The 22,791-nt window shown below is 73.5% G+C and carries 20 protein-coding genes; 9 read left to right on the forward strand and 11 right to left on the reverse strand.

Features of this window, described 5'->3' with window-relative positions; genetic code table 11:
- Window positions 1-20: 20 nt before the first annotated feature.
- Window positions 21-1,922 carry an aconitase family protein gene (locus PKC53_RS04780; RefSeq protein WP_324426859.1) on the forward strand — a complete coding sequence of 634 codons (1,902 nt, stop codon included), beginning with the start codon at window positions 21-23 and terminating at the stop codon, window positions 1,920-1,922.
- 200 nt (window positions 1,923-2,122) lie between these two features.
- Entirely contained in the window at window positions 2,123-4,210 is a 2,088-nt protein-coding gene (locus PKC53_RS04785; RefSeq protein ID WP_324426861.1) for a PhoX family phosphatase, read from the forward strand.
- A gap of 84 nt (window positions 4,211-4,294) precedes the next feature.
- Here PKC53_RS04785 and PKC53_RS04790 read toward each other — a convergent pair whose 3' ends face one another.
- Genes PKC53_RS04790 through PKC53_RS04805 form a run of 4 tightly spaced genes read right to left on the reverse strand, consistent with a single transcriptional unit; the run spans window position 4,295 to window position 6,634 of the window.
- Entirely contained in the window at window positions 4,295-4,924 is a 630-nt protein-coding gene (locus PKC53_RS04790) for a hypothetical protein (RefSeq protein WP_324426863.1), read from the reverse strand.
- A 23-nt stretch (window positions 4,925-4,947) separates the two neighbouring features.
- Window positions 4,948-5,496, reverse strand: coding sequence for a DUF1566 domain-containing protein (locus PKC53_RS04795; protein WP_324426865.1), 549 nt, complete (start codon window positions 5,494-5,496; stop codon window positions 4,948-4,950).
- Complete coding sequence (locus PKC53_RS04800; RefSeq protein WP_324426866.1) at window positions 5,493-6,137, reverse strand: hypothetical protein; 645 nt, start codon at window positions 6,135-6,137, stop codon at window positions 5,493-5,495. Before PKC53_RS04800 ends, PKC53_RS04795 begins: the two co-directional genes overlap by 4 nt.
- Entirely contained in the window at window positions 6,134-6,634 is a 501-nt protein-coding gene (locus PKC53_RS04805; RefSeq protein WP_324426869.1) for a hypothetical protein, read from the reverse strand. Before PKC53_RS04805 ends, PKC53_RS04800 begins: the two co-directional genes overlap by 4 nt.
- Window positions 6,635-6,781: 147 nt before the next feature.
- Between PKC53_RS04805 and PKC53_RS04810 the strand changes: the two genes are divergently transcribed.
- Window positions 6,782-9,316: a winged helix-turn-helix domain-containing protein gene (locus PKC53_RS04810; RefSeq protein WP_324426871.1), complete on the forward strand. Its 2,535-nt coding sequence runs from the start codon at window positions 6,782-6,784 to the stop codon at window positions 9,314-9,316.
- Window positions 9,317-9,451: 135 nt separating this feature from the next.
- Window positions 9,452-10,087: a hypothetical protein gene (locus PKC53_RS04815; protein ID WP_324426873.1), complete on the forward strand. Its 636-nt coding sequence runs from the start codon at window positions 9,452-9,454 to the stop codon at window positions 10,085-10,087.
- Here the strand turns inward: PKC53_RS04815 and PKC53_RS04820 are convergent.
- Complete coding sequence (locus PKC53_RS04820; RefSeq protein WP_324426875.1) at window positions 10,057-11,268, reverse strand: alpha/beta hydrolase; 1,212 nt, start codon at window positions 11,266-11,268, stop codon at window positions 10,057-10,059. The two genes, PKC53_RS04815 and PKC53_RS04820, sit on opposite strands and share 31 nt — an antisense overlap.
- Before the next feature lie 100 nt (window positions 11,269-11,368).
- Window positions 11,369-11,800 carry a hypothetical protein gene (locus tag PKC53_RS04825; RefSeq protein ID WP_324426877.1) on the reverse strand — a complete coding sequence of 144 codons (432 nt, stop codon included), beginning with the start codon at window positions 11,798-11,800 and terminating at the stop codon, window positions 11,369-11,371.
- 329 nt (window positions 11,801-12,129) lie between these two features.
- On the opposite strand from PKC53_RS04825, the gene PKC53_RS04830 reads away from it, so the two are divergent.
- Genes PKC53_RS04830 through PKC53_RS04840 form a run of 3 tightly spaced genes read left to right on the forward strand, consistent with a single transcriptional unit; the run spans window position 12,130 to window position 14,993 of the window.
- Window positions 12,130-13,146, forward strand: a complete 1,017-nt coding sequence (locus tag PKC53_RS04830; RefSeq protein ID WP_324426879.1) for a TRAP transporter substrate-binding protein — start codon at window positions 12,130-12,132, stop codon at window positions 13,144-13,146.
- A gap of 55 nt (window positions 13,147-13,201) precedes the next feature.
- Window positions 13,202-13,681, forward strand: coding sequence for a TRAP transporter small permease (locus PKC53_RS04835; RefSeq protein WP_324426881.1), 480 nt, complete (start codon window positions 13,202-13,204; stop codon window positions 13,679-13,681).
- Between the two features lie 19 nt (window positions 13,682-13,700).
- A complete protein-coding gene (locus PKC53_RS04840; protein WP_324426883.1) occupies window positions 13,701-14,993 on the forward strand; it encodes a TRAP transporter large permease in 1,293 nt (430 codons plus the stop codon).
- On the opposite strand, the gene PKC53_RS04845 is transcribed toward PKC53_RS04840, so the two are convergent.
- From PKC53_RS04845 to PKC53_RS04865, 5 genes are all read right to left on the reverse strand, one after another.
- On the reverse strand, window positions 14,891-15,649 hold the full coding sequence (locus PKC53_RS04845) for a protein-methionine-sulfoxide reductase heme-binding subunit MsrQ (RefSeq protein WP_324426885.1): 759 nt from the start codon (window positions 15,647-15,649) through the stop codon (window positions 14,891-14,893). The genes PKC53_RS04840 and PKC53_RS04845 overlap by 103 nt on opposite strands.
- Window positions 15,618-16,610 carry a protein-methionine-sulfoxide reductase catalytic subunit MsrP gene (gene msrP / locus PKC53_RS04850; protein WP_324426887.1) on the reverse strand — a complete coding sequence of 331 codons (993 nt, stop codon included), beginning with the start codon at window positions 16,608-16,610 and terminating at the stop codon, window positions 15,618-15,620. The genes PKC53_RS04845 and msrP overlap by 32 nt, the downstream gene beginning before the upstream one ends.
- Before the next feature lie 52 nt (window positions 16,611-16,662).
- Entirely contained in the window at window positions 16,663-18,030 is a 1,368-nt protein-coding gene (gene ccsB, locus PKC53_RS04855; protein ID WP_324426889.1) for a c-type cytochrome biogenesis protein CcsB, read from the reverse strand.
- The gene (locus PKC53_RS04860; protein WP_324426891.1) at window positions 18,027-20,192 is read right to left on the reverse strand and encodes a cytochrome c biogenesis protein ResB; all 2,166 of its coding nucleotides are present in this window, start codon (window positions 20,190-20,192) and stop codon (window positions 18,027-18,029) included. The genes ccsB and PKC53_RS04860 overlap by 4 nt, the downstream gene beginning before the upstream one ends.
- Before the next feature lie 93 nt (window positions 20,193-20,285).
- Window positions 20,286-20,930, reverse strand: coding sequence for a c-type cytochrome (locus PKC53_RS04865; protein WP_324426893.1), 645 nt, complete (start codon window positions 20,928-20,930; stop codon window positions 20,286-20,288).
- Between the two features lie 46 nt (window positions 20,931-20,976).
- Here PKC53_RS04865 and yihA point away from each other — a divergent pair, with 46 nt between their 5' ends.
- On the forward strand, window positions 20,977-21,660 hold the full coding sequence (gene yihA / locus PKC53_RS04870) for a ribosome biogenesis GTP-binding protein YihA/YsxC (RefSeq protein WP_324426895.1): 684 nt from the start codon (window positions 20,977-20,979) through the stop codon (window positions 21,658-21,660).
- Window positions 21,657-22,571, forward strand: a complete 915-nt coding sequence (locus PKC53_RS04875; protein WP_324426897.1) for an alpha/beta fold hydrolase — start codon at window positions 21,657-21,659, stop codon at window positions 22,569-22,571. The genes yihA and PKC53_RS04875 overlap by 4 nt, the downstream gene beginning before the upstream one ends.
- Window positions 22,572-22,791 lie beyond the last annotated feature (220 nt).

The following is a 22,791-nucleotide window of genomic DNA, read 5'->3' on the forward strand; positions in this document are numbered from 1 at the left end:
CCCCGGACCCCGTCGCGGCGGTGCCGGGCGGGCGGCCCGGTGCTGCGCGCATCCTGTACCTGACGGCCGACCCGGCGCTCGTGCGCGCGCAGCTGGCCGGCCGGCGCCTGACGCGGGCCGCGGCCGGGCGGCTGCGCGACGACGTCTCGACCGACGAGATCTCGCCGCTGGCGGCGATGGTGCACTTCGACGCCACGCTGGGCCGCCACGCGCACACCGGCTTCACCGCCGGCGGCGAGCGCCCGATCGGCGTCGACGCACTGCGCGTGGCCGGCGTCGAGGTGCTGGTCGGCGGCCGACGCTACGGCAAGGGCAGCTCGCGCGAGCACAGCCCGCTGGCGGAGCTCAGCGCCGGGGTGCGGCTGGTGTTCGCCGAGAGCTTCGAGCGCATCTACCGCCAGAACGCCGACAACCTGGGGCTGTGGACGAGCACCGACTTCGGGCTGCTCGACCGTCTCGAACGCGGCGAGCCGGTCACGCCGCAGGACCTGCTGGCCGGCCGCGATGCCCAGGCCGCGGCCATCCTGTGCGCCGGCGGGCTGCTCGCGTACGCGCCGCCGGCGGCCGGGCCCGGGCCGGACGACGGCCGGCCGCTCACGCTATTCGAGAAGATCGTGCGCCGGCACCGCAGCGCGGAGGGCTTCGTGCGCGCCGACCGGCGCTTCATCCACGAGTACTACACCGGCATGTGCGCGCACCTGCTGGCGCAGCGCTTCGGCGACGCGCCCGTGCTGCACGACCCGGCGAGCATCGTCTGCTTCGAGGACCACCTGTCGTACGTGCACCGCAGCCCGCTGCACCAGGGGCAGGACCTGGCGGGCGGCGTTCACCGCCTGTCGCGCGCGCACCGCGACTTCGTCGCCCGCCACGGCCTGACCGACCACGGCGTGCTGCCGGGTGGCGAAGGCTCGCAGGGCATCTCGCACGCGCTGATGGCCGAGCGCTACGCGGCCCCGGGCGAGCTGATCGTCGGCACCGACTCGCACACGCCGCACAGCGGCGCGCTCGGCTGCGTGGCCTTCGGCGTCGGCAGCACCGAGATGGCCTTCGCCTTCGTCACCGGTCAGGTGCGGCTGGGCCGGCCGGAGGTGCTGCGCGTCGAGGTCGACGGCACGCTGCCGCCGGGCACCGGCGCCAAGGACCTGGTGCTGCACCTGCTGGCGCTGCCGGCGATCCGCGACGGCGCGGGCGTGGGCCGGGTGTTCGAGTTCGGCGGGTCGGCGGTGCGTGCGCTGTCCACCGACGAGCGCGCGACGCTGACCAACATGACGGCCGAGCTCGGCGGCTTGACCGGCATCGTCGAGCCGGACGCCGAGACGCTGCGCTTCGTGCGCGAGCGCCGCGGCGTCGAGGTCGCGCTCGCGCCGTGGATGCGCAGCGACCTCGGCGCGCGCTACGCCGACGTCGTCCGCGTCGACGCGTCGACGCTGTCGCCGTGGGTGGCGCGCCCGGGCGACCCCGGCCGCGGCGTCGCGCTTTCCGCCCTGCCCGATGCCGAACGCCCGCGCGTGGACATCGCCTACGGGGGCTCGTGCACCGCCGGCAAGCGGGAGGACTTCGCGCAGTACCACGCGGTGCTGGCGTGGGCGCTGGCGCACGGCCGGCGCGTCGCGTCGCACGTGCGGCTGTACCTGCAGTTCGGCACCACCGACGTGCGCGACTGGTGCGCGGCGCACGGCTGGCTCGAGACCTTCCGCGCCGTCGGCGCCGAGCTGCTGCAGCCGGCCTGCGGCGCCTGCGCCAACTGCGGCCCGGGCGCGTCGACCGCGCCGGAGCAGGTCACCGTCAGCGCCGTCAACCGCAACTTCCCCGGCCGTTCGGGGCCGGGGCAGGTCTGGCTCGCGAGTCCGGCGACGGTGGCCGCGAGCGCGGTCGCGGGGCGGCTGGCGTCGTTCCGGGAACTGGTGGCCGGGCCGGCTTGAGCCGAACCCTGGGGGCGTGCCGCCCTCGGCCCCGACCGCTGGCGCACGGCGCGCGGACCGCGGCCGCACGGGCTGTCATCGAACCCTCACGATTGCGTCACACGAGGCCACCAGACTGCCGGCCGTCGGGAGCCGTCGCGGCGTCCGGCCGGCGCCGGCATCCGATGCCGACGCAAGCCCGCAGTCCCCAGGAGAGCTTCGTGAAAGACGCAATGAAAGACGATTCGCTGGCGCAGATGCTGGCCGAAACCGGCGACGAGCCGATGTCCAACCTCTCGGCCAACCCGACCTTCGAGTCGGTGCTCGAGCGCCGTCTGTCGCGCCGTGGCGTGCTGCGCGGGTCGCTGTCCGGTGCCGTGGCCGGCCTTTTCGCCGCGTCGCCGGTGGCCGCGCTGGCGCGCAACGACTTCCTGCCGCCGGCTGCTGCGGGCAGCTCGGCGCGCGCGCTGAACCCGGTGCTGGGTTTCGACGCCATCCCGGCGACGCGTTCCGACACCGCGACGCTGCCGTTCGGCTACAAGGCGCAGGCGCTGGTGCCCTGGGGCACGCCGATCACCGGCGGCTACCCGGCCTACGACGGCGTCAACGGCAACAGCGGCGCCGAGCAGGAGCAGCAGGTCGGCTCGCACCACGACGGCATCCACTACTTCCCGCTGCCCGACGACCCGAACGGCCACGGCCTGCTGTGCATCAACCACGAGTACGTCGACCAGAACGTGCTGCACGTCGGCGGGCCCATCCTCGTCGGCGGCGTGCGCGACGCCGACCAGGTGCGCAAGGAGATCGCCGCGCACGGCATGTCGGTCGTCGAGGTCCGGCGGGACGGCAACGGCACCTGGGACGTCGTGCGCGGCCAGTACAACCGCCGCATCACCGCCGGCACGCGGGTCGAGATCAGCGGCCCGGTGCGCGGGACCGACTTCGTCAGGACCCGGTACAGCCCGCAGGGCACGCACGCGCGCGGCACGATCAACAACTGCGGCCACGGCACCACGCCCTGGAACACCTACCTCACCTGCGAGGAGAACTGGGCCGGCTACTTCGTCAACCGCGGCGCCGTGCGCCCGCGCGACCAGCAGCGCTACGGTGTGCCCTTCGGCGCCGCCGCGAACAGCCGCTACCGCTGGGACACCGTCGCCGGCGACGAGACCGCGCGCTTCAACGTCACGCCCACTGGCGCCGGCGCGCCGGAGGACTACCGCAACGAGGCCAACGGCCACGGCTGGATCCTCGAGGTCGACCCGTTCGACCCCGCCAGCACGCCCAAGAAGCGCACGGCGATGGGCCGCTTCGCGCACGAGGCCTGCGTCTTCGCGCCGCCGCAGAACGGCCAGCCGCTGGCCTTCTACTCGGGCGACGACGCGCAGAACGAGTACATCTACAAGTTCGTCACCGCCGGGCGCTGGAACGACAGGCGGCGCGACCCCGACATGCTCGACCACGGCACGCTGTATGTGGCGGTGTTCCACGACGACGGCACCGGCGAGTGGCGTGCGCTGAACATTGCCGACCCGGCTTTCCGTGCCGCCGCCGCAACCGCCGGCGTCGAGTTCAAGGACCAGGCCGACGTGCTGATCAACACGCGCCTGGCCGCCGACGTCGTCGGTGCGACCAAGATGGACCGCCCGGAGTGGGGCGCGGTGCACCCACAGACGGGCGAGGTCTACTTCACGCTGACCAACAACAGCAGCCGCACGGTGGCCGACGCCGCCAACCCGCGCACCGCCAACGCCAACGGCCACATCATCCGCTGGCGCGAGCAGGGCAGCCGCCCCTGGGCGACGAAGTTCGAGTGGGACATCTTCGTGCTCGCCGGCCCGGCGAACAACAGCCAGATCCTGCCCGCCCAGGGCGGCGCGGCGCTCGACGAAAGCAACATCTTCGCCAGCCCCGACGGGCTGTGGATCGACGCGAACGGCATCCTGTGGATCCAGACCGACATGAGCGGCTCGCAGCAGGCCAGCGGCCCGTTCGGCGAGAACCAGATGCTGGCCGCCAACCCGGTCACCGGCGAAATCAAGCGCTTCCTGCAGGGCCCGAAGGACCAGGAGACCACCGGCGTGGTCACGACGCCGGACGGCAGGACGATGTTCGTCAACTTCCAGCATCCGGGTGACCGCACGACGATCAGCGGCGGCGTGGCGCGGTTCACCAGCAACTGGCCCGACCACGGCGCGTTCTGCCGTCACCCGGGCGACCCGATCGTCGCGGTCGACCCGAACGGCCCGCGCCCGCGTTCCAGCACGCTGGTCATCACGCGCGAAGACGGTGGCGTGATCGGACTCTGACCGCTGCGCGCCCGCGGCCCGTCACGGGGCCGCGGGCTGCAGCGCGCATCGGCCGCATGGCTCGCCTCTTCCGCCCGTCGTCGGCTAGGGCGCAGCCCGCATGCGCACCTCGCGCGTCACCGATGCGCCCCGGGTGTCGATCAGGTTGCCCAGTGCGCCGCTCGTCGGCAGCCCGCCGAAGCTGCCGTGCACGGTGGCCCCGGTGAGCTCGAACTGGCCCTGGCTGCGCACCGTGAGCGGCCCCATGCGGACCTCGGACACGGTCTGCCGCCACTCGCGTTCCTGGCCGATGCGCGTCCACACCAGGTCAAAGGCCAGCGCCGGCGCGCCCGCGCAGTCGAAAGTGCCGTCCTCGATGTCGACGAGGCAGCGCACCGTCTCGAAGGGCGTGAGCACGTTCAGCTGCGCGCCGTCGCGACCGACGGTGAACGCGGCGTTCGGGATCTCGCCGGCGCCCTGCACCAGCACCACGTGGCGCGGGTCGCCCGGCACCGGGGTGGCCCAGGCGAAGTCGAGCGCCGTGGTGCCGGCGACGGCGTCGCGGCTCACGGACAGGAAGCCGCTGCTGCCGGTGGCCGGGTCGACGAGATTGGCGAAGACCGAGCTGCCGTTGCTGCGGACCACGGTCACGCGGTCGTTGCCCGCCCATGCCGGGGCTTGGAGGGCAAGCAGCAGCGCTACCAGCGGGATGAGAAGGGCGTGGAGGAAGGTCATGGCCAGAGCTCCCGAGCGAGGCTTCACTGCACGTCGGCTCCGGAGCTGCCGCGCACGCACCAGACGGACTGCAGGTTGTCATTCCCCATGGCGCCCACGAGGCCGCCGAAGAAGTCCACTACCCATGACCCGGGGCCGACCTGGGTGGACGCCGTCACCGTCCAGTAGATCGTCCCGACGCCGAGGAACGGGTGGCCCGGCGGCAGCGTCGGTCCGGGCGCCGCGACGCCGGGGTCGACGAGGCTCGCCAGTTCCTGCGCCTGCGGCACGCGCCAGCCCTTGCGCCCGCCGACGACGCGGTTGTTGCAGTGAGATTGCGCCTGCAGCCAACGGCGGCCGTCGCCGTCCGGTGACCGCTCCCACACCAGCCCGGTCTCGCGGTCCAGCACCGCCTCGTTGTTCCAGTTGGCCAGGACCACGAAGCGGTTCGTCGCCAGCTTCTGGTTCCACGACGGCGCGGCGTAGTAGGGTCCGTTGGCCGTGGTCGAGAGCTGGGCCGAGGCCGGCGCCGCGAGCAGCGCACACAGGGCCGCGGCCGGCAGGCCGGGCCAGACTGTCGAGGTCGTCTTCATCGTGTGCTCCGTGGGAGAAGTGGATCGAGCATTGCCGGGTCCCGGTGCGCGCCCGGACCGCCGCGCCGTGTCGCCGCCAGTGCCATCAGGGCAGCACCCAGCAGCCACGGCAGCGGGGGCTCGGGCACCGGCTGCGGCGCCGGCGGGTCGATGACGAAGCCGGGGTCGTCGCCTTCGCGGCCGGCGCGGTACTCGAAGAGCAGGTAGGCCAGCGTGCCGTCGCCGCTCGCCCCCCAGGAGAAGCCGGCGACGCCCAGCAGCGCGCCGGGCAGCACCAGGCCGCTGCTCGTGAGGTCCGACAGCGTCGGGTCGGTGACGCTGAACTCGGCCTGGTAGGCGTGCTGGAAGAGGCCGCCCAGGTCCAGCGGCGCGACGACGGCATCGTCGAAGCCGAGGTCGAAGGCCCAGTCCTGCAGGCCGCTGGCGCCCGACACCTCGATCGGCAGCAGGAAGCGGCCGGCCGGCAGCGGGTCGGTGAGCGTGGCCAGCGGGTCGTGCAGCGCCGCCGGCACGCCGGTGACGGGCGTGCCCGGCGTGATCAGCGCGGCCTGCGCGGCGCCGGCGAGCAGCAGCGCGACGGCGGCCCAGGCGCGCGGGCCCGATCGGCCGTTCCAGCGTGGAGTCGGGTTTGGAGGGCTCATTGGATCGCCGGCAGCAGCAGGGGAATCAGGATCGCGATGATCGCGATCACCACCAGCCCCGCCCCGGTATAGACGGCATCGCCGACGCGGATCACGATGGCCGTCGTGTCGCCCTGCGTCTGCGCCGCGATGCGCACCGGGGCGCCGACCAGCGCCGGGTCGAGTGCGTCGGTGACGCGGCCCTCCAGGAAGAAGCGGTGCTCGTTGCGCACACGCTCGCGCCGCGTGTGCTCGATCGCAAACTGGAAGCCCTGGTCCGGGTGCGCCGGGTCGCCGGCGCTGCCTGCGCCGGTGCCGGTGCGCAGGTTGACGCGCAGGTCGAAGGCCAGGTTCAGCCGGCCGGCGAGGCCGGGCAGGTCGCGGTTCCAGACCATGCCGTGGCCGTACAGCGTGTCGGCGTCGGTGGAAGCGCTGGCGTGCGCCGTTCCGGCACCGGCAACGGCGGTGGCGGCGATCGCGGCGCCGGTGGTGGCGAGCAGTTGGCGTCGGGGGTTCATCGGGCGCTCTCCCAAGGCGGGCCGGCGGCGCCGGCGATGGCCCGCAGCATGCGTGCGGCACGCCCGTGGCACGATCCCGAACCGGAGGGGGAGACCGCTTAAACGTTCTGAAGCGCCCGTGCGCCGGCGTTTAAGCTCCCGCATCGCATGGTCGAGATCGAGTCCGTCCGCTTCGGGCCCGCCGGGCGCTTCGAGCTGCAGCCGCGGCAGCGCCGCGTGCTGGCCGACGGCGCCGCCGTGAAGCTGGGCGTGCGCGCCTTCGACCTGCTCACGCTGCTGGTGGCCGAACGCGAGCGCACGCTGGGCCGCGACGAACTGCTGCAACGCGTCTGGCCCGGCGTGGTGGTCGAGCCGAACAACCTGGACGTGCAGGTCTGGGCGCTGCGCCGAGCGCTCGGCACCGAGGCGATCGCGACGATTCCCGGCCGCGGCTACCGCTTCGCGCTGCCGGTGCAGGCGCCGCCTCTGCCCGCCGCGGCGGCGCGGCCGGCGCTGCCACCTACCGCGGCCCCGCTGGCGCGGCTGATCGGCCGCGACGCCGACCTGGCCGAGCTGGCGGCGCTGCTCGCGGACCGGCGCTTCGTCACCGTCACCGGCGCCGGCGGCGTCGGCAAGACGCTGCTCGTGCGCCACCTGCTGCACCGGCTGGCCCACGAGGAAGGGCGCGACACCTGCTGGGTCGGGCTGGCCGAGCTGCGCGACGACGCCGACGTGCTGCCCGCGGTGGCCGCCGCGCTGGGCGTGCCGCTGGGCACGGCCGATCCGGCGCAGGCGCTGGCCGCGGCGGTCGCGCCGCTGCGGCTGGTGGTGGCGCTGGACAACGCCGACACGGTGCCCGCCGGCACGGTGACGGCCGCCCAGTCGCTGCGCGCCCGCGCACCCGGCGTGCAGGTCGTGGTGACGAGCCAGGTGCCGCTGCGCATGGCGGGTGAGCAGGTGCTGCGCCTCGACGGCCTGGCGCTGCCGCCGCCCGACGCCGACGCCCAGGCGGTGCTGCAGGCGCCGGCCGTCGAGCTGCTCGCCGAACGGGCGGGCCAGGCGCAGCGCGGCTTCGTGCTCCGCGCCGGCGATGCCGAAGCGGCCGCGGCGATCTGCCGCGCGCTCGACGGCAGCGCGCTGGCGATCGAACTGGCGGCCGCGCGCGTGCCGCTGCTGGGCCTGGCCGGCGTGGCCGCGGCGCTGCGCGACGCCGGCGCTGTGCTCGACCTGCCGCAAGGCGAGCGCCGCGACGCACCGCCGCGCCAGCGCTCGCTGCGCGCCGCGCTGCAGTGGAGCCACGAGCTGCTGGCGCCGGTGCAGCAGCAGGTGTTCCGGCGCCTGGCGGTGTTCGCCGGTGGCAGCTCGCTCGCGCTGGCCGAGGCCGTGCTGTGCGGCCCGGAGCTGGACCGCTGGACGCTGCTGCAGGCACTGGACGACCTGGCATCGCGTTCGCTGCTGGCCGTGGAAGGCGACGAGCCGCCGCGTTACCGCCTGCTCGAGGCGCCGCTGGCGCTGGCCCGCGAACGGCTCGCCACGGCGCCCGAGCAGGGAGCGCTGCGCGAACGCCATGCCCGCGTGCTGGCACGGCGCTTCGCCGACGCCCTCGGCGAGGTGCTGGCCGGCCGGCGCAGCGAGGACGACTTCGTGCGCGACGCCGAGCCCGAGCTCGACAACGCCCGCGCCGCGTTCGCCTGGGCGTTGCAGCACGACGCCGTGCTGGCGGTGGCCATGGCGCGGCCGCTGGGCACGGCGCTGACCAGCCGCCGTCTGGCCGAGATGACCCGGCTGTACGACGCCACCGAGCCGCTGCTGCCACAGGTGGCCGACGAGGCGGTGCGCCTGCACTGGCTGCTCGGCGCGGCGGCGATCCTGTGGTTGCGCGAACCGGCGCGCGCGCTGCGCCTGGCGCAGCAGGCGGTCGCGCTGGCACGCTCACGCGGCGACGCGCTGGCGCTAGCCCGCGCGCTGTGCCTGGTCGCCACCAGCCGCGACCCGGCCGCCGCGGTGCTGCAGGACGACGCGCTGGCCGAGGCGCTGGCGATGGAGCGCGAACACTGGCCCGCGCTCCTGCGCCAGCACCTGGCCGCCGCCGAGTCGATCCGCGCCTACCACCGCGGCGACCTGGCGCGCTGCCGCGAGGCCACGCGGCGCCAGCTGCTGCTGGCCGAAGCTGCCGGCACGTCGACGCAGGCCGACGCCGCGCGCACCAACCTGGCCGACCTGGAGCTGGCCGCCGGCCGGCCGGACGAGGCGGTGCGGCTGGGCCGCCAGCTCGTCGAACGCTGGCAGGGCACGCGCAATGCGCGCTCGCTGGCCACCGCGCAGCTGAACCTGGCCAACGCGCTGCTGGCGCTGGACGACACCGCGGCAGCGCGTGCGCTCGCGGCCGAGGCCTGGCCCGGCGCCGGCCTCTGGCGGCTGCAGCCCTACTGGGGGCTGGCGCTGGCGCTGCTGGCGGCGCTGGAAGGGCGGCCGCGTGCGGCGGCGGCGCTGCTCGGCTATGCCGACCAGCACTTCCGGCAGCGCGGCGAACAGCCGGAACCCAACGAGGCGCGCACGAGGGCGCGCGCCGAAGGTCTGGCGGTCGCCGCCCTGGGTGCTGAGGCCGCGGCCGCGATCGCACGCCAGGGGGCGCTGGTGAACGACGATCAGGCCGGGCGCGTGGCGCTGGCGAGCTACGACGTCGACGGCGTTGGCACCTGAACCGGGGGACTCCCCCAGTTCGCGGCGCCACGGCAGACCGCCCGCCGGCGCGGCCGGTGTCTGCCGCGACCGATGCTGTGACCCCGCGCGACGGCGAGGACCGCGTCGCTGCGCCGACGCGCCTTCCGTTCGGCCATGGCCTGCGTCGTCACGGCCCAGGGCGCCGCAGCGGTCGCCGGCGTCGTTGCCGGTCGCGTCGACGACTTCGAGGACGGCACGACGCGGGGCGGGTCGATCAACCTGCCAGGCCAGGGCTCGTCGACGTTCGCCCCTGTCAACGTGGCCAGCGGGGGTCCCTCGGGGGTCGACGACAACCACCTCCTGCTCACCTCGATCGGCGCCGACGGCCCCGGGGGTCGATTGATCGCGTTTGACGTCGGCGACGCGTGGCAGGGCGACGACTCGGCGCTCGGCATCGGGTCGGTCCGGCTGCACGCCATCAAGCTTGGCAGCACCGATCTCGCGCTGCGCCTGCGGGTGGCCAACCCGGGCAGCGGTCCGCCCACCGACTTGGCGTTCTCGTCGACCGCCCTGGCACTGCCGGCTGGCGTGGACTTGACGCTGCTCGGGTTCTCGCTGGCCCTGGACGACCTGACGGCCGCACTCGGCAGCGTGACCGGCGCGACCGCCCAGCCGCCATGGGTGGCGTTTAGGGGAGGCCGCGGGCCAGGACGGACCCGCACCCGACGTTTCGATCCGGCAGGCCTTGATGCGCCGGTTCGGCGCGCCGTCGGCGGCGATCAGGCCAGCCAGCGGCGCAGCTGCGCGTAGACCTCCGGGCGGCTCAGCAGGTCGAGGTGGTTCATGCCTTGCCCGACCCACTGCCGATCGGGGGCGAACGCCAGCGTGCGGCCCGGCTGCGCGTGGCGGCCGAGCGCGCTGGCCAGCGGCACCAGCCCGTCGCCGAGCAGGCGGTCCTTGACGTCGCCGGGGCGCGTGCCCGTGGTGGCCGCGAGCGCGAAGCAGCGCACGCCGGCGGGCAGCGGCAGCGGACGCCGGCGGTCGCCGCGGCGCACGAAGCGGTCGTGCCCGTCCCAGTCCTCGTCGAGCAGGTTGCCGTGGCGCAGGTCGGTGATGCCGGCGCTGCGCACCTTGCCCAGCCGCGCGAGCGGCGCGGCGTAAGGCGCCGCGCCGAGCAGCACGTCGACCCAGTTCCCGGCGCGTTCCAGCGGCGCGCCGTGGTGCGGCGTGCCGAGAAACACCAGGTCGTCGACGCGCGCCGGCCAGCGCAAGCCGGCGTCGCGCGCCGCGTGCAGCGCGCTGCGCGCCACCAGCCCACCCATGCTGTGGCCGACCAGCACCAGCCGCTGCAGCGGCTGCGGCCACTGGTCGACCAGGCGTTCGATCAGCGGTGCCAGCGCGCGGCCGTTGCTCGAGATGTGGCGGCCGCTGTTGTAGTGCAGGTAGACCGGCGTGTAGCCGAGGTCGCGCTGCAGCGCGGCGCCGTGGTCGTGGCCGGCGCGCGTCCACTGCAGGTCGTTCATGCACAGGCCGTGCAGCAGCACGACCAGCCTCGGCCCCGCGTCGGGCAGCCGCTCGGCCAGCGCGTCGCGCTCGAGCGGCAGCGTGCGCCCGCCGTGGCGCAGCGACATGGCGATCGCCAGCGGGTTGCCGCTGGCCTCGAGGTGGTCGCCGAGCACGCCGTTGAGCGCGGCGACGACGGCCTCGCGCTCGGGCGTCGTGCCGCTCGCGGGCAGGGCCTGGGCGACCAGCCCCAGCAGCGCGTCGACGCCACCACCGACCAGCCGCGTGACGCCGCGCACGCTCCCGTAGACCAGCCCGGTGATGCCGCCGGTGCGGCCGTCGGGCGCCGCGCGGCCGACCAGCGGCACGCGCGCGATGCGCGCGTGCATCGCCTCGACGAGGTCGGTCAGGCCGGCCGTGGCATCGGTGGCCAGGCGCGCGACGCCCCGCAGGTCGGCCGGGTGGATCGCGAGTCGGGTCACCCTCACCGGCCCAGGCTTCCCCGAAACGATCGCCTGCGCCCGGGGCCCGGGGCGGCCACGGCCCGCGCAGGGTGCGGCGGTCCCCGCGCGTCGGCCCGCCGCGCCGCTACATCGTCGCCGCCGGCGCCGCGGCCTGCAGCGGCGCGGCGGGTGACGGCGCGCCGCCGTGGGCGATCAGCGCGATCGCGCGGCACTGCATCGCGATCGCGTCGTCGTGGTCGCCGCAGCGGTCGAGCACGTCGCTGACGCGCAGCAGCACGCTCAGCTCCCACTGCGGATCGGCGCAGCGGCGCGCACGTTCGGCGGCGTCGAAGCCGTGGTCGCGGGCGCGTTCGCGCGCGGCGCGCGCGCGCGCCGCGTCGGCGTGTGAAGTCGCCTGGGCGATGGCCGTCTCGGCGAGTTCGCACAGCAGGTCGATGCTGGCGTCGACGCTGCCGAGCAGGCCGGCCCAGCCCAGCGCGCGCTGCAGGCAGGTCTCGGCGGCGGCGGGTTCGCCGAGCCCGCGGTAGGCGCACGCGGTCTGTGTCAGCGCCCGCACCGGCCGAGGCGGCCGCGTCGCCGCGTCTCGGCGGCGTCGAGCGCGCGCAGCGCACGTTCGAGCGCGGCCGCGGCGTGCGTGCGCCGTGCCGGAGTCGGTGCGGGCTCGGGTCGGTGATCGGGCATCATGGCCGCGCCGATGCTAGGCAGCGGCGCGGCGGCTGTCTTCCCGCGGCTGAGGGGGCGCCCCGTCGATGCGGGGGCGCGCCGGCGCGGTGGCCCGGCCCCTGTACCGCATCAAGGAAAACCACAGGCCGGTGGGTAGCATGCGGCCGGGACAATTTTCGGTCCGGTCGCCCCGCCACGTTCCCCACAAACAGGAGACAAGCCATGCGTATCCCCTTCCTGCGCCCGCTGCTGCTGGCCGGCCTGACCGCCGCCGCCGGCCACGCCAGCGCCCAGGTCACGCTCACGATCTCGTCGTGGGTGCCGCCCACGCACATCCTCACCGAGGTGCAGAAGGCGTGGTGCGAGGAGGTCGCGCAGAAGGCCGCCGGCAAGGTGCGCTGCAACCTGCTGCCGCGCGCGGTGGCGGCGCCGCCGGGCACCTTCGACGCGGTGCGCAACGGGCTGGCCGACGTGTCGTTCACCGTGCACGGCTACACGCCCGGGCGTTTCGTGACGACGCAGGTGGCCGAGATGCCGTTCCTCGGCGACTCGGCCGAGGCGACGTCGGTGGCCTTCCAGCGCCTGTACGAGCGCACCCCGGCGATGCAGGAGGAGCACAAGGGCGTGAAGGTGATCGCGGTGTTCACGCACGGCCCGGGCGGCGTGTTCAACACCAAGCGCGCGATCGCCAACGTCGACGACCTGTCCGGCCTGAAGTTCCGCGTCGGCGGCGGCATCGTCAACGAGATCAGCAAGGCGATGGGCATCAACGCCACGCTGAAGCCGTCGACCGAGAGCTACGAGCTGCTGTCCACCGGCGTCATGGACGGCACGCTGTTCCCGCCCGAGTCGGTCGAGGCGTTCAAGATCGACAAGGTGGTGCGCCACGGCACCACCTTCCCCGGCGGGCTGTACAACACGAGCTTCGTGTTCATGATGAACGAGGCGGCCTACAACGCGCTGCCGCCCGACGTGAAGAAGGCGGTCGACGAGATGTCGGGCGAGCCGGCGGCGCGCATGATCGGCCGCGGCTGGGACCAGGTTGACCGCCGCGGCATGGCGGCGATGCAGGCCGCCGGCGTGCAGTTCGTGAAGGCCGACGCGGCCTTCGTCGAGGCGGTGCGGCAGCGCACCGCGCCGCTGGTCGACGGCTGGGCCAAGGCCGCCGAGGCCAAGGGCATGAAGGACCCGAAACAGGCGCTGGCCGACCTGCGCGCCGAGATCAAGAAGCTGCAGTGAGGCGGCCTTCACGGCGCCGTCCCGCCGGGCCGGCGTCGCCGTCGGCGCGCTGGCCGTGAGAGCGCTGCTGCACGCCCTGTGCGGGCTGGTCGCGGCGCTCGCGCTGTTCGCGATCATGCTGCTGACATTCGTCGACGTCGCCGGGCGCAAGTTCTTCAGCGCGTCGCTGCCCGGCGCGCTCGAGCTGACCGAGATCCTGATGGTCGCGGTGATCTTCGGCGCGCTGCCGCTGGTGTCGCTGCGCGGCGAGCACGTCACCTTCGACTCGCTCGACGCGCTGCTGCCGCCGCGGGTGCGGCGCGTGCAGCAGGTGCTGGTCGACCTGGTCTGCGCCGCGATGCTCGCCTTCGTCGCCTGGCTGATGTGGACCAAGGCCGGCAGCCTGGCCGGCTACGGCGACACCACCGCGCGGCTGAAGATCCCGCTCGCGCCTTTCGTCTACGCGATGAGCGTGCTGTGCGGCGTCACCGCGCTGGTGCACCTGCTGCTGGTCGGCCGCCCGGTGGCGCACCGTCACGCGGGCGCCGACGCGTGAGCCGCGGGCGGGGGCGCGGTTGACCGAGGCCTTGCTGGGTTTCGCCGCGGTGTTCGCGCTCGCGCTGCTGCGCGTGCCGCTGGCCTTCGCGATGGGACTGGTCGGCGTCGTCGGGCTGGCGCTGATGCGCAGCTGGCCGGCGTCGCTGGCCAGTGCGTCGCAGGTGGTCTACGAGTCCGGCTTCGCCTACATCCTCAGCGTCGTGCCGCTGTTCATCCTGATGGGCAACTTCGTCGCGCGCGCCGGGCTGGCGCACGAGCTGTACCGCGCGGCGTATGCCTTCATCGGGCACTTCCGCGGCGGGCTGGCGCACGCCACGGTGATCGCCTGCGCCGGCTTCGGCGCGATCTGCGGCTCGTCGATCGCCACCGCGGCGACCATGAGCAAGGTGGCCTACCCGCCGATGAAGAAGCTCGGCTACGCCGACCACCTCAGCGCCGGCGTCATCTGCGCCGGCGGCACGCTGGGCATCATGATCCCGCCGTCGACGATCCTGGTGATCTACGGCATCGTCACCGAGACCCACATCGGCAAGCTGTTCGCCGCCGGCGTGCTGCCCGGGCTGCTGTGCGCGGCGCTGATGATGCTCGCGGTGGCGTTCATCACCTGGCGCGACCCGGCGGCCGGCCCGGCGGGCCGTCGCGCGAGCTGGCGCGAGCGCCTCGAGGCCTCGCGCGGCGTGTGGGGCGTCGCGCTGCTGGCGCTGCTGGTGCTCGGCGGCATCTACGGCGGCGTGTTCACCGCCACCGAGGGGGCAGGCATCGGCGCTTTCGGCGCCTTCGTGTTCGCCTGGCTGCGCCGCACGCTGACCTGGCGCGTGCTGTTCGAGGTGCTGGTCGACAGCGCGCGCACGACGGCGATGCTGTTCACGATCCTGATCGCCGCGCACATGTTCGCGAACTTCGTGAACATGACCAGCATGCCTTACGACCTGAAGGACTGGATCCTCGAGCTCGGCCTGCCGCCGCTGGCGGTGGTCGGCGCGATGATGGTCATCTACGTCGTGCTCGGCTCGATCATGGAGGAGCTGGCGATGGTGCTGCTGACGCTGCCGGTGTTCTTCCCGATCGTCGTCGGGCTGGGATTCGACCCGGTGTGGTTCGGCGTGCTGATCGTGCTGGTGGTGCAGATCGGGCTGGTCAGCCCCCCGGTGGGCATGAACCTGTTCGTGCTGAACTCGCTGCTGCCCGAGGTGTCGCTGGCGCAGATCTACCGCGGCGTGTGGATGTTCGTCGTCGCGCTGATCGTCGCGCTGTTCGTCGTGCTCGAGGTCGACGCGCTCGCGTTGTGGCTGCCGGGGTTCATGCGCTGAGCTGCGAGCAGCCGGCGCGCCAGGCGCCAGCCGAGCAGCGCGGCGACGACGGCGGCGTAGACGCCGACCTCGCCGAAGTCGTTCTTGCCGGCGCGCATCCAGAAGAAGTGCAGCAGCGCCAGCGCGGCCACGACGTAGACGGCGCGGTGCAGCGCCCGCCAGCGCCGCGCGCCGAGCGCGCGGATCGCGCGGTCGAACGATGTCGCGGCCAGCGGCAGCATCAGCAGTAGCGCCCCGCTGCCGACGAGGATGAACGGCCGCTTGGCGACGTCGCGCACGATGTCGGCGACGACGAGGCCCATGTCGAGCCAGGCGTAGGCCAGCAGGTGCAGCGCGGCGTAGAAGAACGTGAACAGCCCCAGCATGCGCCGCAGCCGCGCCAGCGACGGCAGGCGCAGCGCCTGGCGCAGCGGCGTCACCGCCAGCGTCAGGCACAGCAGGCGCAGCGTCCAGTCGCCGAGGCCGCGGATCAGCGCCTCGGCCGGGTTCGCGCCCAGCGTGTCCGCGACGGCGCCGGCCAGCAGCGACGCGAACGGCAGCAGCGCGAGCACGAACACCAGCGGCTTGACCGCCGGGTGGCGCAGCCGCGCGTCGAGCCGTGCGGCCGCGCCGCCGCGCGCGCGGTCAGTAGAACTTGCGCAGGTCCATGCCGGCATACAGCTGCCCGACCTGCGGCTCGTAGCCGTTGAACATCAGCGTCGGGCGCCTGCGCTGCAGCAGCCCGTCCTCGCCGATGCGCCGCTCGGTGGCCTGGCTCCAGCGCGGGTGGTCGACCTTCGGGTTGACGTTCGAGTAGAAGCCGTACTCCTGCGGGGCGGCCTGCTCCCAGCTGGTCTTCGGCCGCTTCTCGACGAAGCGGATCTTCACCAGGCTCTTGCCGCTCTTGAAGCCGTACTTCCACGGCACCACCAGGCGCAGCGGCGCGCCGTTCTGGTTCGGCAGCACCTCGCCGTACAGGCCGAAGGCGAGCATCGTCAGCGGGTGCATCGCCTCGTCGAGACGCAGGCCCTCGACGTAGGGCCAGTCGAGCACCGACGAGCGCAGGCCCGGCATCTGCTTCGCGTCGGCCAGCGTCACGAACTCGACGAACTTGGCGTTGCCGGTCGGCTCGACGCGCCGGATCAGCTCCGACAGCGACCAGCCGACCCAGGGCACGACCATCGACCAGCCCTCGACGCATCGCAGCCGGTAGGTGCGCTCCTCCATCGGCGCGAGCGCGAGCAGTTCGTCGACGGCATACAGCTTCGGCTTCGCGACCTCGCCTTCGACCGCGACGGTCCACGGTCGCGTCTTCAGCGCACCGGCGTGGCGCGCCGGGTCCGACTTGTCGGTGCCGAACTCGTAGAAGTTGTTGTAGCCGGTGACGTCGGCGTAGGCGGTGACCTTCTCCATCGTCGTCGCGCCGTCGACGGCGCTGCGCGCCCCCGGCAGCGCGGCGAGCCTGCCGGGGGCGGCGCCCATCGCCGCGCGTGCGTCGCGCGCCGCCCACAGCGCCAGCGCCCCGCCACCGCCGGCGGCGATGGCCTGCAGCAGCGCGCGGCGCTGCTCGAACACGCGGCGCGGCGTGATCTCCGAGCCCCGCGGGTGGACGAAACCACGGTCCTTCAGCAGCTTCATCGTGGCTCCGATCGTGCCGACCGATGCAAGTTCGCCCGCGGTGGCGCGACGGTTACAGCTCCCCGTACGAGTGCAGACCCGACAGGAACATGTTGACGCCGAGGAAGGCGAAGGTCGTCACCGCCAGCCCGACCAGCGCCCACCACGCCGAAACGCTGCCGCGCAACCCCTTCATCAACCGCATGTGCAGCCAGGCGGCGTAGTTCAGCCACACGATCAGCGCCCAGGTCTCCTTCGGGTCCCAGCTCCAGTAGCCGCCCCAGGCCTCGGCGGCCCAGAACGCGCCGAGGATGGTCGCGATCGTGAAGAACGCGAAGCCGACTGCGATCGCCTTGTACATCACGTCGTCGAGCAGCTCGAACGACGGCAGCGCCGCGCCGATGCGCCGCCGCAGCGCGAGGATGCCGGCGACGACCAGTGCCGAGACGCCGAAGTAGACCATCCAGTAGCCGCTCCCCTGCGAGCCCTGGCGGAACACCAGCGGCTCGAAGCACAGCACCACGCCCAGCGCCCACAGCGGCGCGAGCTTCCACCAGCGCGTCTCGCCGGCCTGGCGCTTGATCAGGTACGCGAAGGCGACCATCGCGGCGATCGCGAAGGTGCCGTAGCCGACGAAGTTGGCCGGCACGTGCAGCTTCATCCACCAGCTCTGCAGCGCCGGCACCAGCGGCTGGATCTCGTGCGCCTCGCGGTCGACCGTGTACCACAGCAGGAAGCCGACCGCGGCGCTGACGATCAGCATCGCGAACGCGCCGAGCGCCTTCGTCTTGTAGACCTGCTCGTAGTACAGGTAGAACAGCGCCGTCATCCAGCAGAACAGCACGAACACCTCGTACAGGTTGCTGACCGGGATGTGACCGATGTCGGGGGCGATCTGGTGGCTCTCGTACCAGCGCACCAGCGAGCCGACCAGCGCCATGAACACCGCCGCCCAGGCCAGCCGCGAGCCGATGCGCAGCGCGGTGTTGTCTGCGCCGGCGCGCGCCGTCGACACCAGCCCGATCCAGTAGAAGACGGTGCTCATGAAGAACAGCACGCCCATCCACAGGATCGCGCTCTGGCTGGATAGGAAGTACTTCAGCCAGAACACGTTCTCTCCCGCGGCGAGGTCGGCGCCGAAGCCGTCGGGGGTGCGCGCGTACAGCCCGATGGCCAGCAGCACCGCGGCGCCGACGCCCAGCGACAGCGTGCGCAGCGGGCCCCAGAACCAGCCCAGGCCGACGACCACCGGCGCGCTGCCGGCGAGGATGCAGGTTTCGTAGACGTCCATCGCGGCGCCGTAGCGCCAGAACGCGAACCCCGTGCCGACGAGCGTCAGCGCGGCGAACACCCAGTCGTAGGCGCTGCGCCCGCCGAACGGCCCGCCCGGGCGGCCGGCGCCGGTGAGCGCGCGCGTCGTGGTGGTGGTCGCGGTGTTCATGCGGGATCCCTTGTCGCGGTGGCGGCGTTCGGCAGGATGGTGGCCTTCAGCCGCTCGAACTCGGCGTCGGCCTCCAGCGTGCGCCGCGTCGTCGACAGCGCGGTGACGATGCGCGTGCGCGCGCCGGGGGCGTCGGCATCGTCTTCGAGCCAGATCCACAGCCGGCGTTCACGCACGTACAGCATTGCGAACACGCCGACGATCAGCAGCACCGCGCCGAGGTAGACGAGCTTCTGCCCCGGCGCGCGCGCGACCTGGAACACGCTCGCCTGCACCTGGGTGAAGTCGGCCAGCTGCAATAGCAGCGGCGCAGGGTAGAAGTAGCTGTCCGACAGCGAGGTCAGCGTGTGCGTCATGAAGCGCCGCGTCGTCTCGTCGGGCGGCAGCGGCGGCTCGCCGGCGGCGGCGCGCGCCGCGTTGAGCAGCTCGAACAGGCTGCCGTCGAGGATGCGCAGCAGCACTTCGGAGACGCGTTCGCGCTCGGCCTCGGGCACCGTGGTCTCGAGGAAGCGCGCCACTGAGGTCAGGCCGCCCCTGACCGGCGGGATCGCGCGGGCCGCGCTTTCGGGCGCCGCCAGGTCGCCGGGTTCGTCGCCGGCGAACAGCGACAGCAGCCGCAGCGACGTGGCGCGCAACTGTTCTTGCATCGCCGACTGGGCGTCGGGTGTCGCCGCGGCGGCGTAGCGGCGCGCGGCGACCTCGCGCAGCGCCGGGCTGGCCAGCGCGACGCGCAGCCGCACCCAGGTGTCGATCGAGTCGGCGGCGTCGACCGGGATGCGCAGGTAACGGAAGCTCTCATTCGGGTTGTCGCGCACGCCGGCGAGCAGCACCCGCTGGCCGTCGAGCTCGACCGGCAGCATGTAGTTGTGGAACTCGCGCGCCTGCCCGCTCGCGTCGCGCAGCTTGTAGCTGACCGACGGGCCGACGTTGCGCAGCGTCTTCGGCGAGCGCACTTTGGCGCCCGACCCGAGATGGTCCGACAGCGCATCCGCGAGGTCGACGCGGCGCACGTCGGCGCCGTCGCCGCCCTCGTCGGCGCCGAGGTTCTCGACGTTGATCACGCGCAGCGCGGTGAACTCGAGCTGCAGCGCCTCGCCGCCGCGCTCCAGCGTGGTGCTGCCGCCGACGACGCCCTCGACGTCGAAACCGCCGGTGCCGGGCTGCAGCGGCACCGCGCGCAGCTTCAGCCGCGAGCCGCCGTCGTCGAAGCTGCTCTGGTAGATCGCCACGCCGCGGTGGAACGCCGGGTGGTTGACCTCGACGCGGGCTTCGCGCGACTCGCCGGTCTCGCGGTCGTGGATCACGATCTCGCTGGCGAACAGCTTGGGCATGCCGGTGTCGTAGTAGTCGACGATGAACTTCTTCAGCTCGACGTCGAACGGCAGGTCCTGCAGCACGACGCCGTCGGGCATCGACAGGATCGCCGTGCCGGCGCGGCCGCCCTCGGGCACCAGCAGGTTGGCGCGGTAGGTCGGGTTGCGCGGCGACAGCCGGTGCTGCGCCGGCACCTCGCTGATGAGCCCGCCGCCGCGATAGGTCGACTTGTCCTGCAGCCACATCTGCGCGCGCACGATGAGGTCGCCGTCGAGCAGGCCGCCCAGGCACACCAGCACGATCGCCGAGTGCGCCGCCAGGTACCCGAGCTTGTTGGCCGCGCCCTTGCGCGCCGCGACCATCATGCCGTTCGGGCGCGTCTGCAGCCTGGCCTTCCAGCCGCCGGCGGCGAGCAGCTGTGTCACGCGCTCGAGCACGGCGTCGCGGCCCTCGTCGACGCGGCCCTGCGCCTTGTGGTGGAACGCCTGCAGCGACTGCTCGCGCACGTTCTCCTTGTAGGCCTTCAGGTCGGCGACGATCTTCGGCGTGTTGCGCGCGATGCACAGGCTGGTCGAGACCACCAGGAACGCCAGGATCAGCAGGAACCACCAGGCGCTGTACACCGTGTACAGACCGACCGTGGCGAACACGTCGGCCCAGAACGGCCCGAACTGGTTGACGTAGTTGGTCAGCGGCTCGTGCTGCTTGACCACCGTGCCGATCACCGAGGCGATGCAGATCAGCGTCAGCAGCGCGATCGCGAAGCGCATCGACGACAGCAACTCGACGGCGTCGCGCACGCGGCGCGAGCGTGCGCCCGGCTCGAAACCGGCAGTGGTGACGGACATCGGGAAATTATCGCCGCCGGCCCCGGCGCCAAAGCCGGGCCCGGTCGATGACCGGCCCTTGGCCCCGGGTACCGCGCTGCCGCGGCCGGCGGGTCAGCGCAGCCCGGCGACGTAGTCGGCGAGCGCGGCGACCTCGCGGTCGCTGAGGTTGGCCGAGATCGCGGTCATCTGCGCGTTGTTCGCGCGCTCGCCGGCGCGGAACGCCTTGAGCTGTGCGTCGGTGTACTCGGCGTGCTGGCCGGCCAGCCGCGGGTACTCGGCCGGGATGCCGGCGCCGTTCGGGCTGTGGCAGCCGGCGCAGGCCGGCACGTTCTTGCCGGCGATGCCGCCGCGCCAGATGCGCTCGCCCAGCAGCACCAGGTCGGCCTTGCGCGCGGCGCCCTGCGGCGCGGCCTTGCTGGCGTAGAACGCGGCGACGTTGCGCATGTCCTCGTCGCTTAGGCCGGCGGCGAAGCCCTGCATGATCGCGTTGACGCGCTTGCCTTCCTTGAACTCGCGCAACTGCTTGGCCAGGTACTCGGGGTGCTGCCCGGCGATGATCGGGTTTGCCGGGGCGCCACGCGTGCCGTCGAAGGTGTGGCAGGCCACGCAGACCTGTGCGGCCACCGCCTGTCCCTTGGCCAGGTCGGCCTTGGGCGCCTGGGCTCCGGCGGCCAGCGTCGTCGACGGCGCGAGCAGGGCGCCGGCCAGCGCGGTGATGGCGGGCAGCGAGGCCAGCAGGGCGGAGATGGGCTTCATCGCGTGGGGTCGGTTGGAGGCAAACCGGCAGATTTTACAATGCCCTATGTCTGCCCCTCCTGCCCCGACGCGCGCCGCGCGCGACGCGTTGGCCTGGACGCACAGCGCGCGCTTCCTGACCACCGCCAGCCGCCTCGACCAGCTACCGCCGACCGAACTGCCGGAGATCGCCTTCGTCGGGCGCAGCAACGCCGGCAAGTCGACCGCCATCAACACGCTGGCGCAGCAGCGCCGGCTGGCCTTCGCGTCGAAGACGCCGGGGCGCACGCAGCACATCAACCTGTTCGCGCTCGGCCCGAAGGACGCGCCCGACGCGCTGTTCGCCGACCTGCCGGGCTACGGTTACGCCGCGGTCGAGCGTGCCGCCAAACTGCGCTGGCAGCAGGTGATGGCCGACTACCTCGACCTGCGCCGCAGCCTGTCGGGGGTCGTGCTGCTCGTCGACGCGCGCCTTGGGCTGACCGACCTCGACCGTCGGCTGCTCGCGTTCATCGCGCCGCGCGTGCGAACCGGTCAGGTGAAGCTGCTGGTGTTGCTGACCAAGGCCGACAAGCTGTCGCGACGCGAGGCGGACGCGGCGCTTCGCGCGGCCACCGAGGCGCTCGGCGAAATCGCCAGCGAGCACGCCGACATCGGCGTGGCGCTGTTCTCGGCGCTCGCCAGGTCCGGCGTCGACGACGTCGCCACCACGCTGCACGGCTGGACCCGCGTCGCGCAGCCGCAGCCGTGATCGAGACCTTCGACGTCGAGCTGGCGCAAGGCATCACGCTGTCGTGCCGTGGCGGCGGGCCCGAGGGCGCGCCGCGCGTGCTGCTGCTGCATGGCTTCCCCGAGGCGGCGTTCGTCTGGGACGACGTGATGATGCGGCTGGGCGCGCGTGCGCACTGCGTCGCGCCCAACCTGCGCGGCTACGAGCGCTCGACGACACCGGCCGACGTGGAGGCGTACCGCGCGAGGCACCTCGTCGGCGACGTCGCGGCGCTCGTCGACCGGCTCGGCGGGCGCGTCGACCTGCTGGTCGGGCACGACTGGGGCGGTGCGCTGGCCTGGAGCTTCGCGGCGCAGCACCCGGCGAAGCTGGGGCGGCTGCTGATCGTCAACGCGCCGCACCCGGCGACCTTCCTGCGAGAACTGCAGTCGAACCCGGCGCAGCAGCGTGCGAGCTCGTACATGAACTTCCTCGTGCGCCCCGACGCCGAGCGCCTGCTCGCCGCCGACGACTTCGCGCGACTGTGGCCGTTCTTCACCGCGATGGGCGCCGCCGACCCGGCGCATCCGGGCGGCGGCTGGCTGACCGAGGCGGTGCGCGAGCAGTACCGTGCCGTGTGGCGGCGCGGGCTGACCGGCGCGCTGAACTGGTACCGCGCGTCGCCGCTGCGCCCGCCCGTGACGCCGGATGCCCCACTGCATGCGCTGCAGTTCGCGCCCGACGCCGTCACCGTGCGCGTGCCGACGACGGTGCTGTGGGCCGACGCCGACATCGCGCTGCCGCCGTCGCTGCTCGACGGCCTGGACGCGTACGTGCGCGACCTGCAGGTCATCCGCGTGCCGCGGGCCACGCACTGGGTCGTGCATGAGCAGCCGGAACTCGTCGCGCGCACCATCGCCGCGCTGGTCCACGACGACGCGTCGACGCCGTGACGGAAAAAAGCCCGCGGCTTGCGCCGCGGGCTCTCGGGTCGGGCAGGGCCGTCGCGGGTGCGGCGCCCGCGTGACGCGTCACATGTCCATGCCCATGCCGCCCATGCCGCCCATGCCGCCGGCGGGCATCGGGGTCTCTTCCTTCGGCGCTTCGGCGACCATGCACTCGGTGGTGAGCATCAGGCCGGCGACCGACGCGGCGTTCTGCAGCGCGGTGCGG

Source organism: Azohydromonas sp. (genome assembly GCF_035325925.1).
Taxonomy (GTDB): domain Bacteria; phylum Pseudomonadota; class Gammaproteobacteria; order Burkholderiales; family Burkholderiaceae_C; genus Calidifontimicrobium.

What these genes read in the sequence shown, in the direction of transcription:
- PKC53_RS04860 (WP_324426891.1), bottom strand. Translation starts at nt 20,192, where the DNA reads ATGTCCGTCACCACTGCCGGTTTCGAGCCGGGCGCACGCTCGCGCCGC.
- PKC53_RS04865 (WP_324426893.1), bottom strand. Translation starts at nt 20,930, where the DNA reads ATGAAGCCCATCTCCGCCCTGCTGGCCTCGCTGCCCGCCATCACCGCG.
- PKC53_RS04830 (WP_324426879.1), top strand. Translation starts at nt 12,130, where the DNA reads ATGCGTATCCCCTTCCTGCGCCCGCTGCTGCTGGCCGGCCTGACCGCC.
- yihA (WP_324426895.1), top strand. Translation starts at nt 20,977, where the DNA reads ATGTCTGCCCCTCCTGCCCCGACGCGCGCCGCGCGCGACGCGTTGGCC.
- PKC53_RS04845 (WP_324426885.1), bottom strand. Translation starts at nt 15,649, where the DNA reads ATGCCGGCATGGACCTGCGCAAGTTCTACTGACCGCGCGCGCGGCGGC.
- ccsB (WP_324426889.1), bottom strand. Translation starts at nt 18,030, where the DNA reads ATGAACACCGCGACCACCACCACGACGCGCGCGCTCACCGGCGCCGGC.
- PKC53_RS04805 (WP_324426869.1), bottom strand. Translation starts at nt 6,634, where the DNA reads ATGAACCCCCGACGCCAACTGCTCGCCACCACCGGCGCCGCGATCGCC.
- PKC53_RS04790 (WP_324426863.1), bottom strand. Translation starts at nt 4,924, where the DNA reads ATGACCTTCCTCCACGCCCTTCTCATCCCGCTGGTAGCGCTGCTGCTT.
- PKC53_RS04810 (WP_324426871.1), top strand. Translation starts at nt 6,782, where the DNA reads ATGGTCGAGATCGAGTCCGTCCGCTTCGGGCCCGCCGGGCGCTTCGAG.
- PKC53_RS04795 (WP_324426865.1), bottom strand. Translation starts at nt 5,496, where the DNA reads ATGAAGACGACCTCGACAGTCTGGCCCGGCCTGCCGGCCGCGGCCCTG.
- PKC53_RS04815 (WP_324426873.1), top strand. Translation starts at nt 9,452, where the DNA reads ATGGCCTGCGTCGTCACGGCCCAGGGCGCCGCAGCGGTCGCCGGCGTC.
- PKC53_RS04800 (WP_324426866.1), bottom strand. Translation starts at nt 6,137, where the DNA reads ATGAGCCCTCCAAACCCGACTCCACGCTGGAACGGCCGATCGGGCCCG.
- msrP (WP_324426887.1), bottom strand. Translation starts at nt 16,610, where the DNA reads ATGAAGCTGCTGAAGGACCGTGGTTTCGTCCACCCGCGGGGCTCGGAG.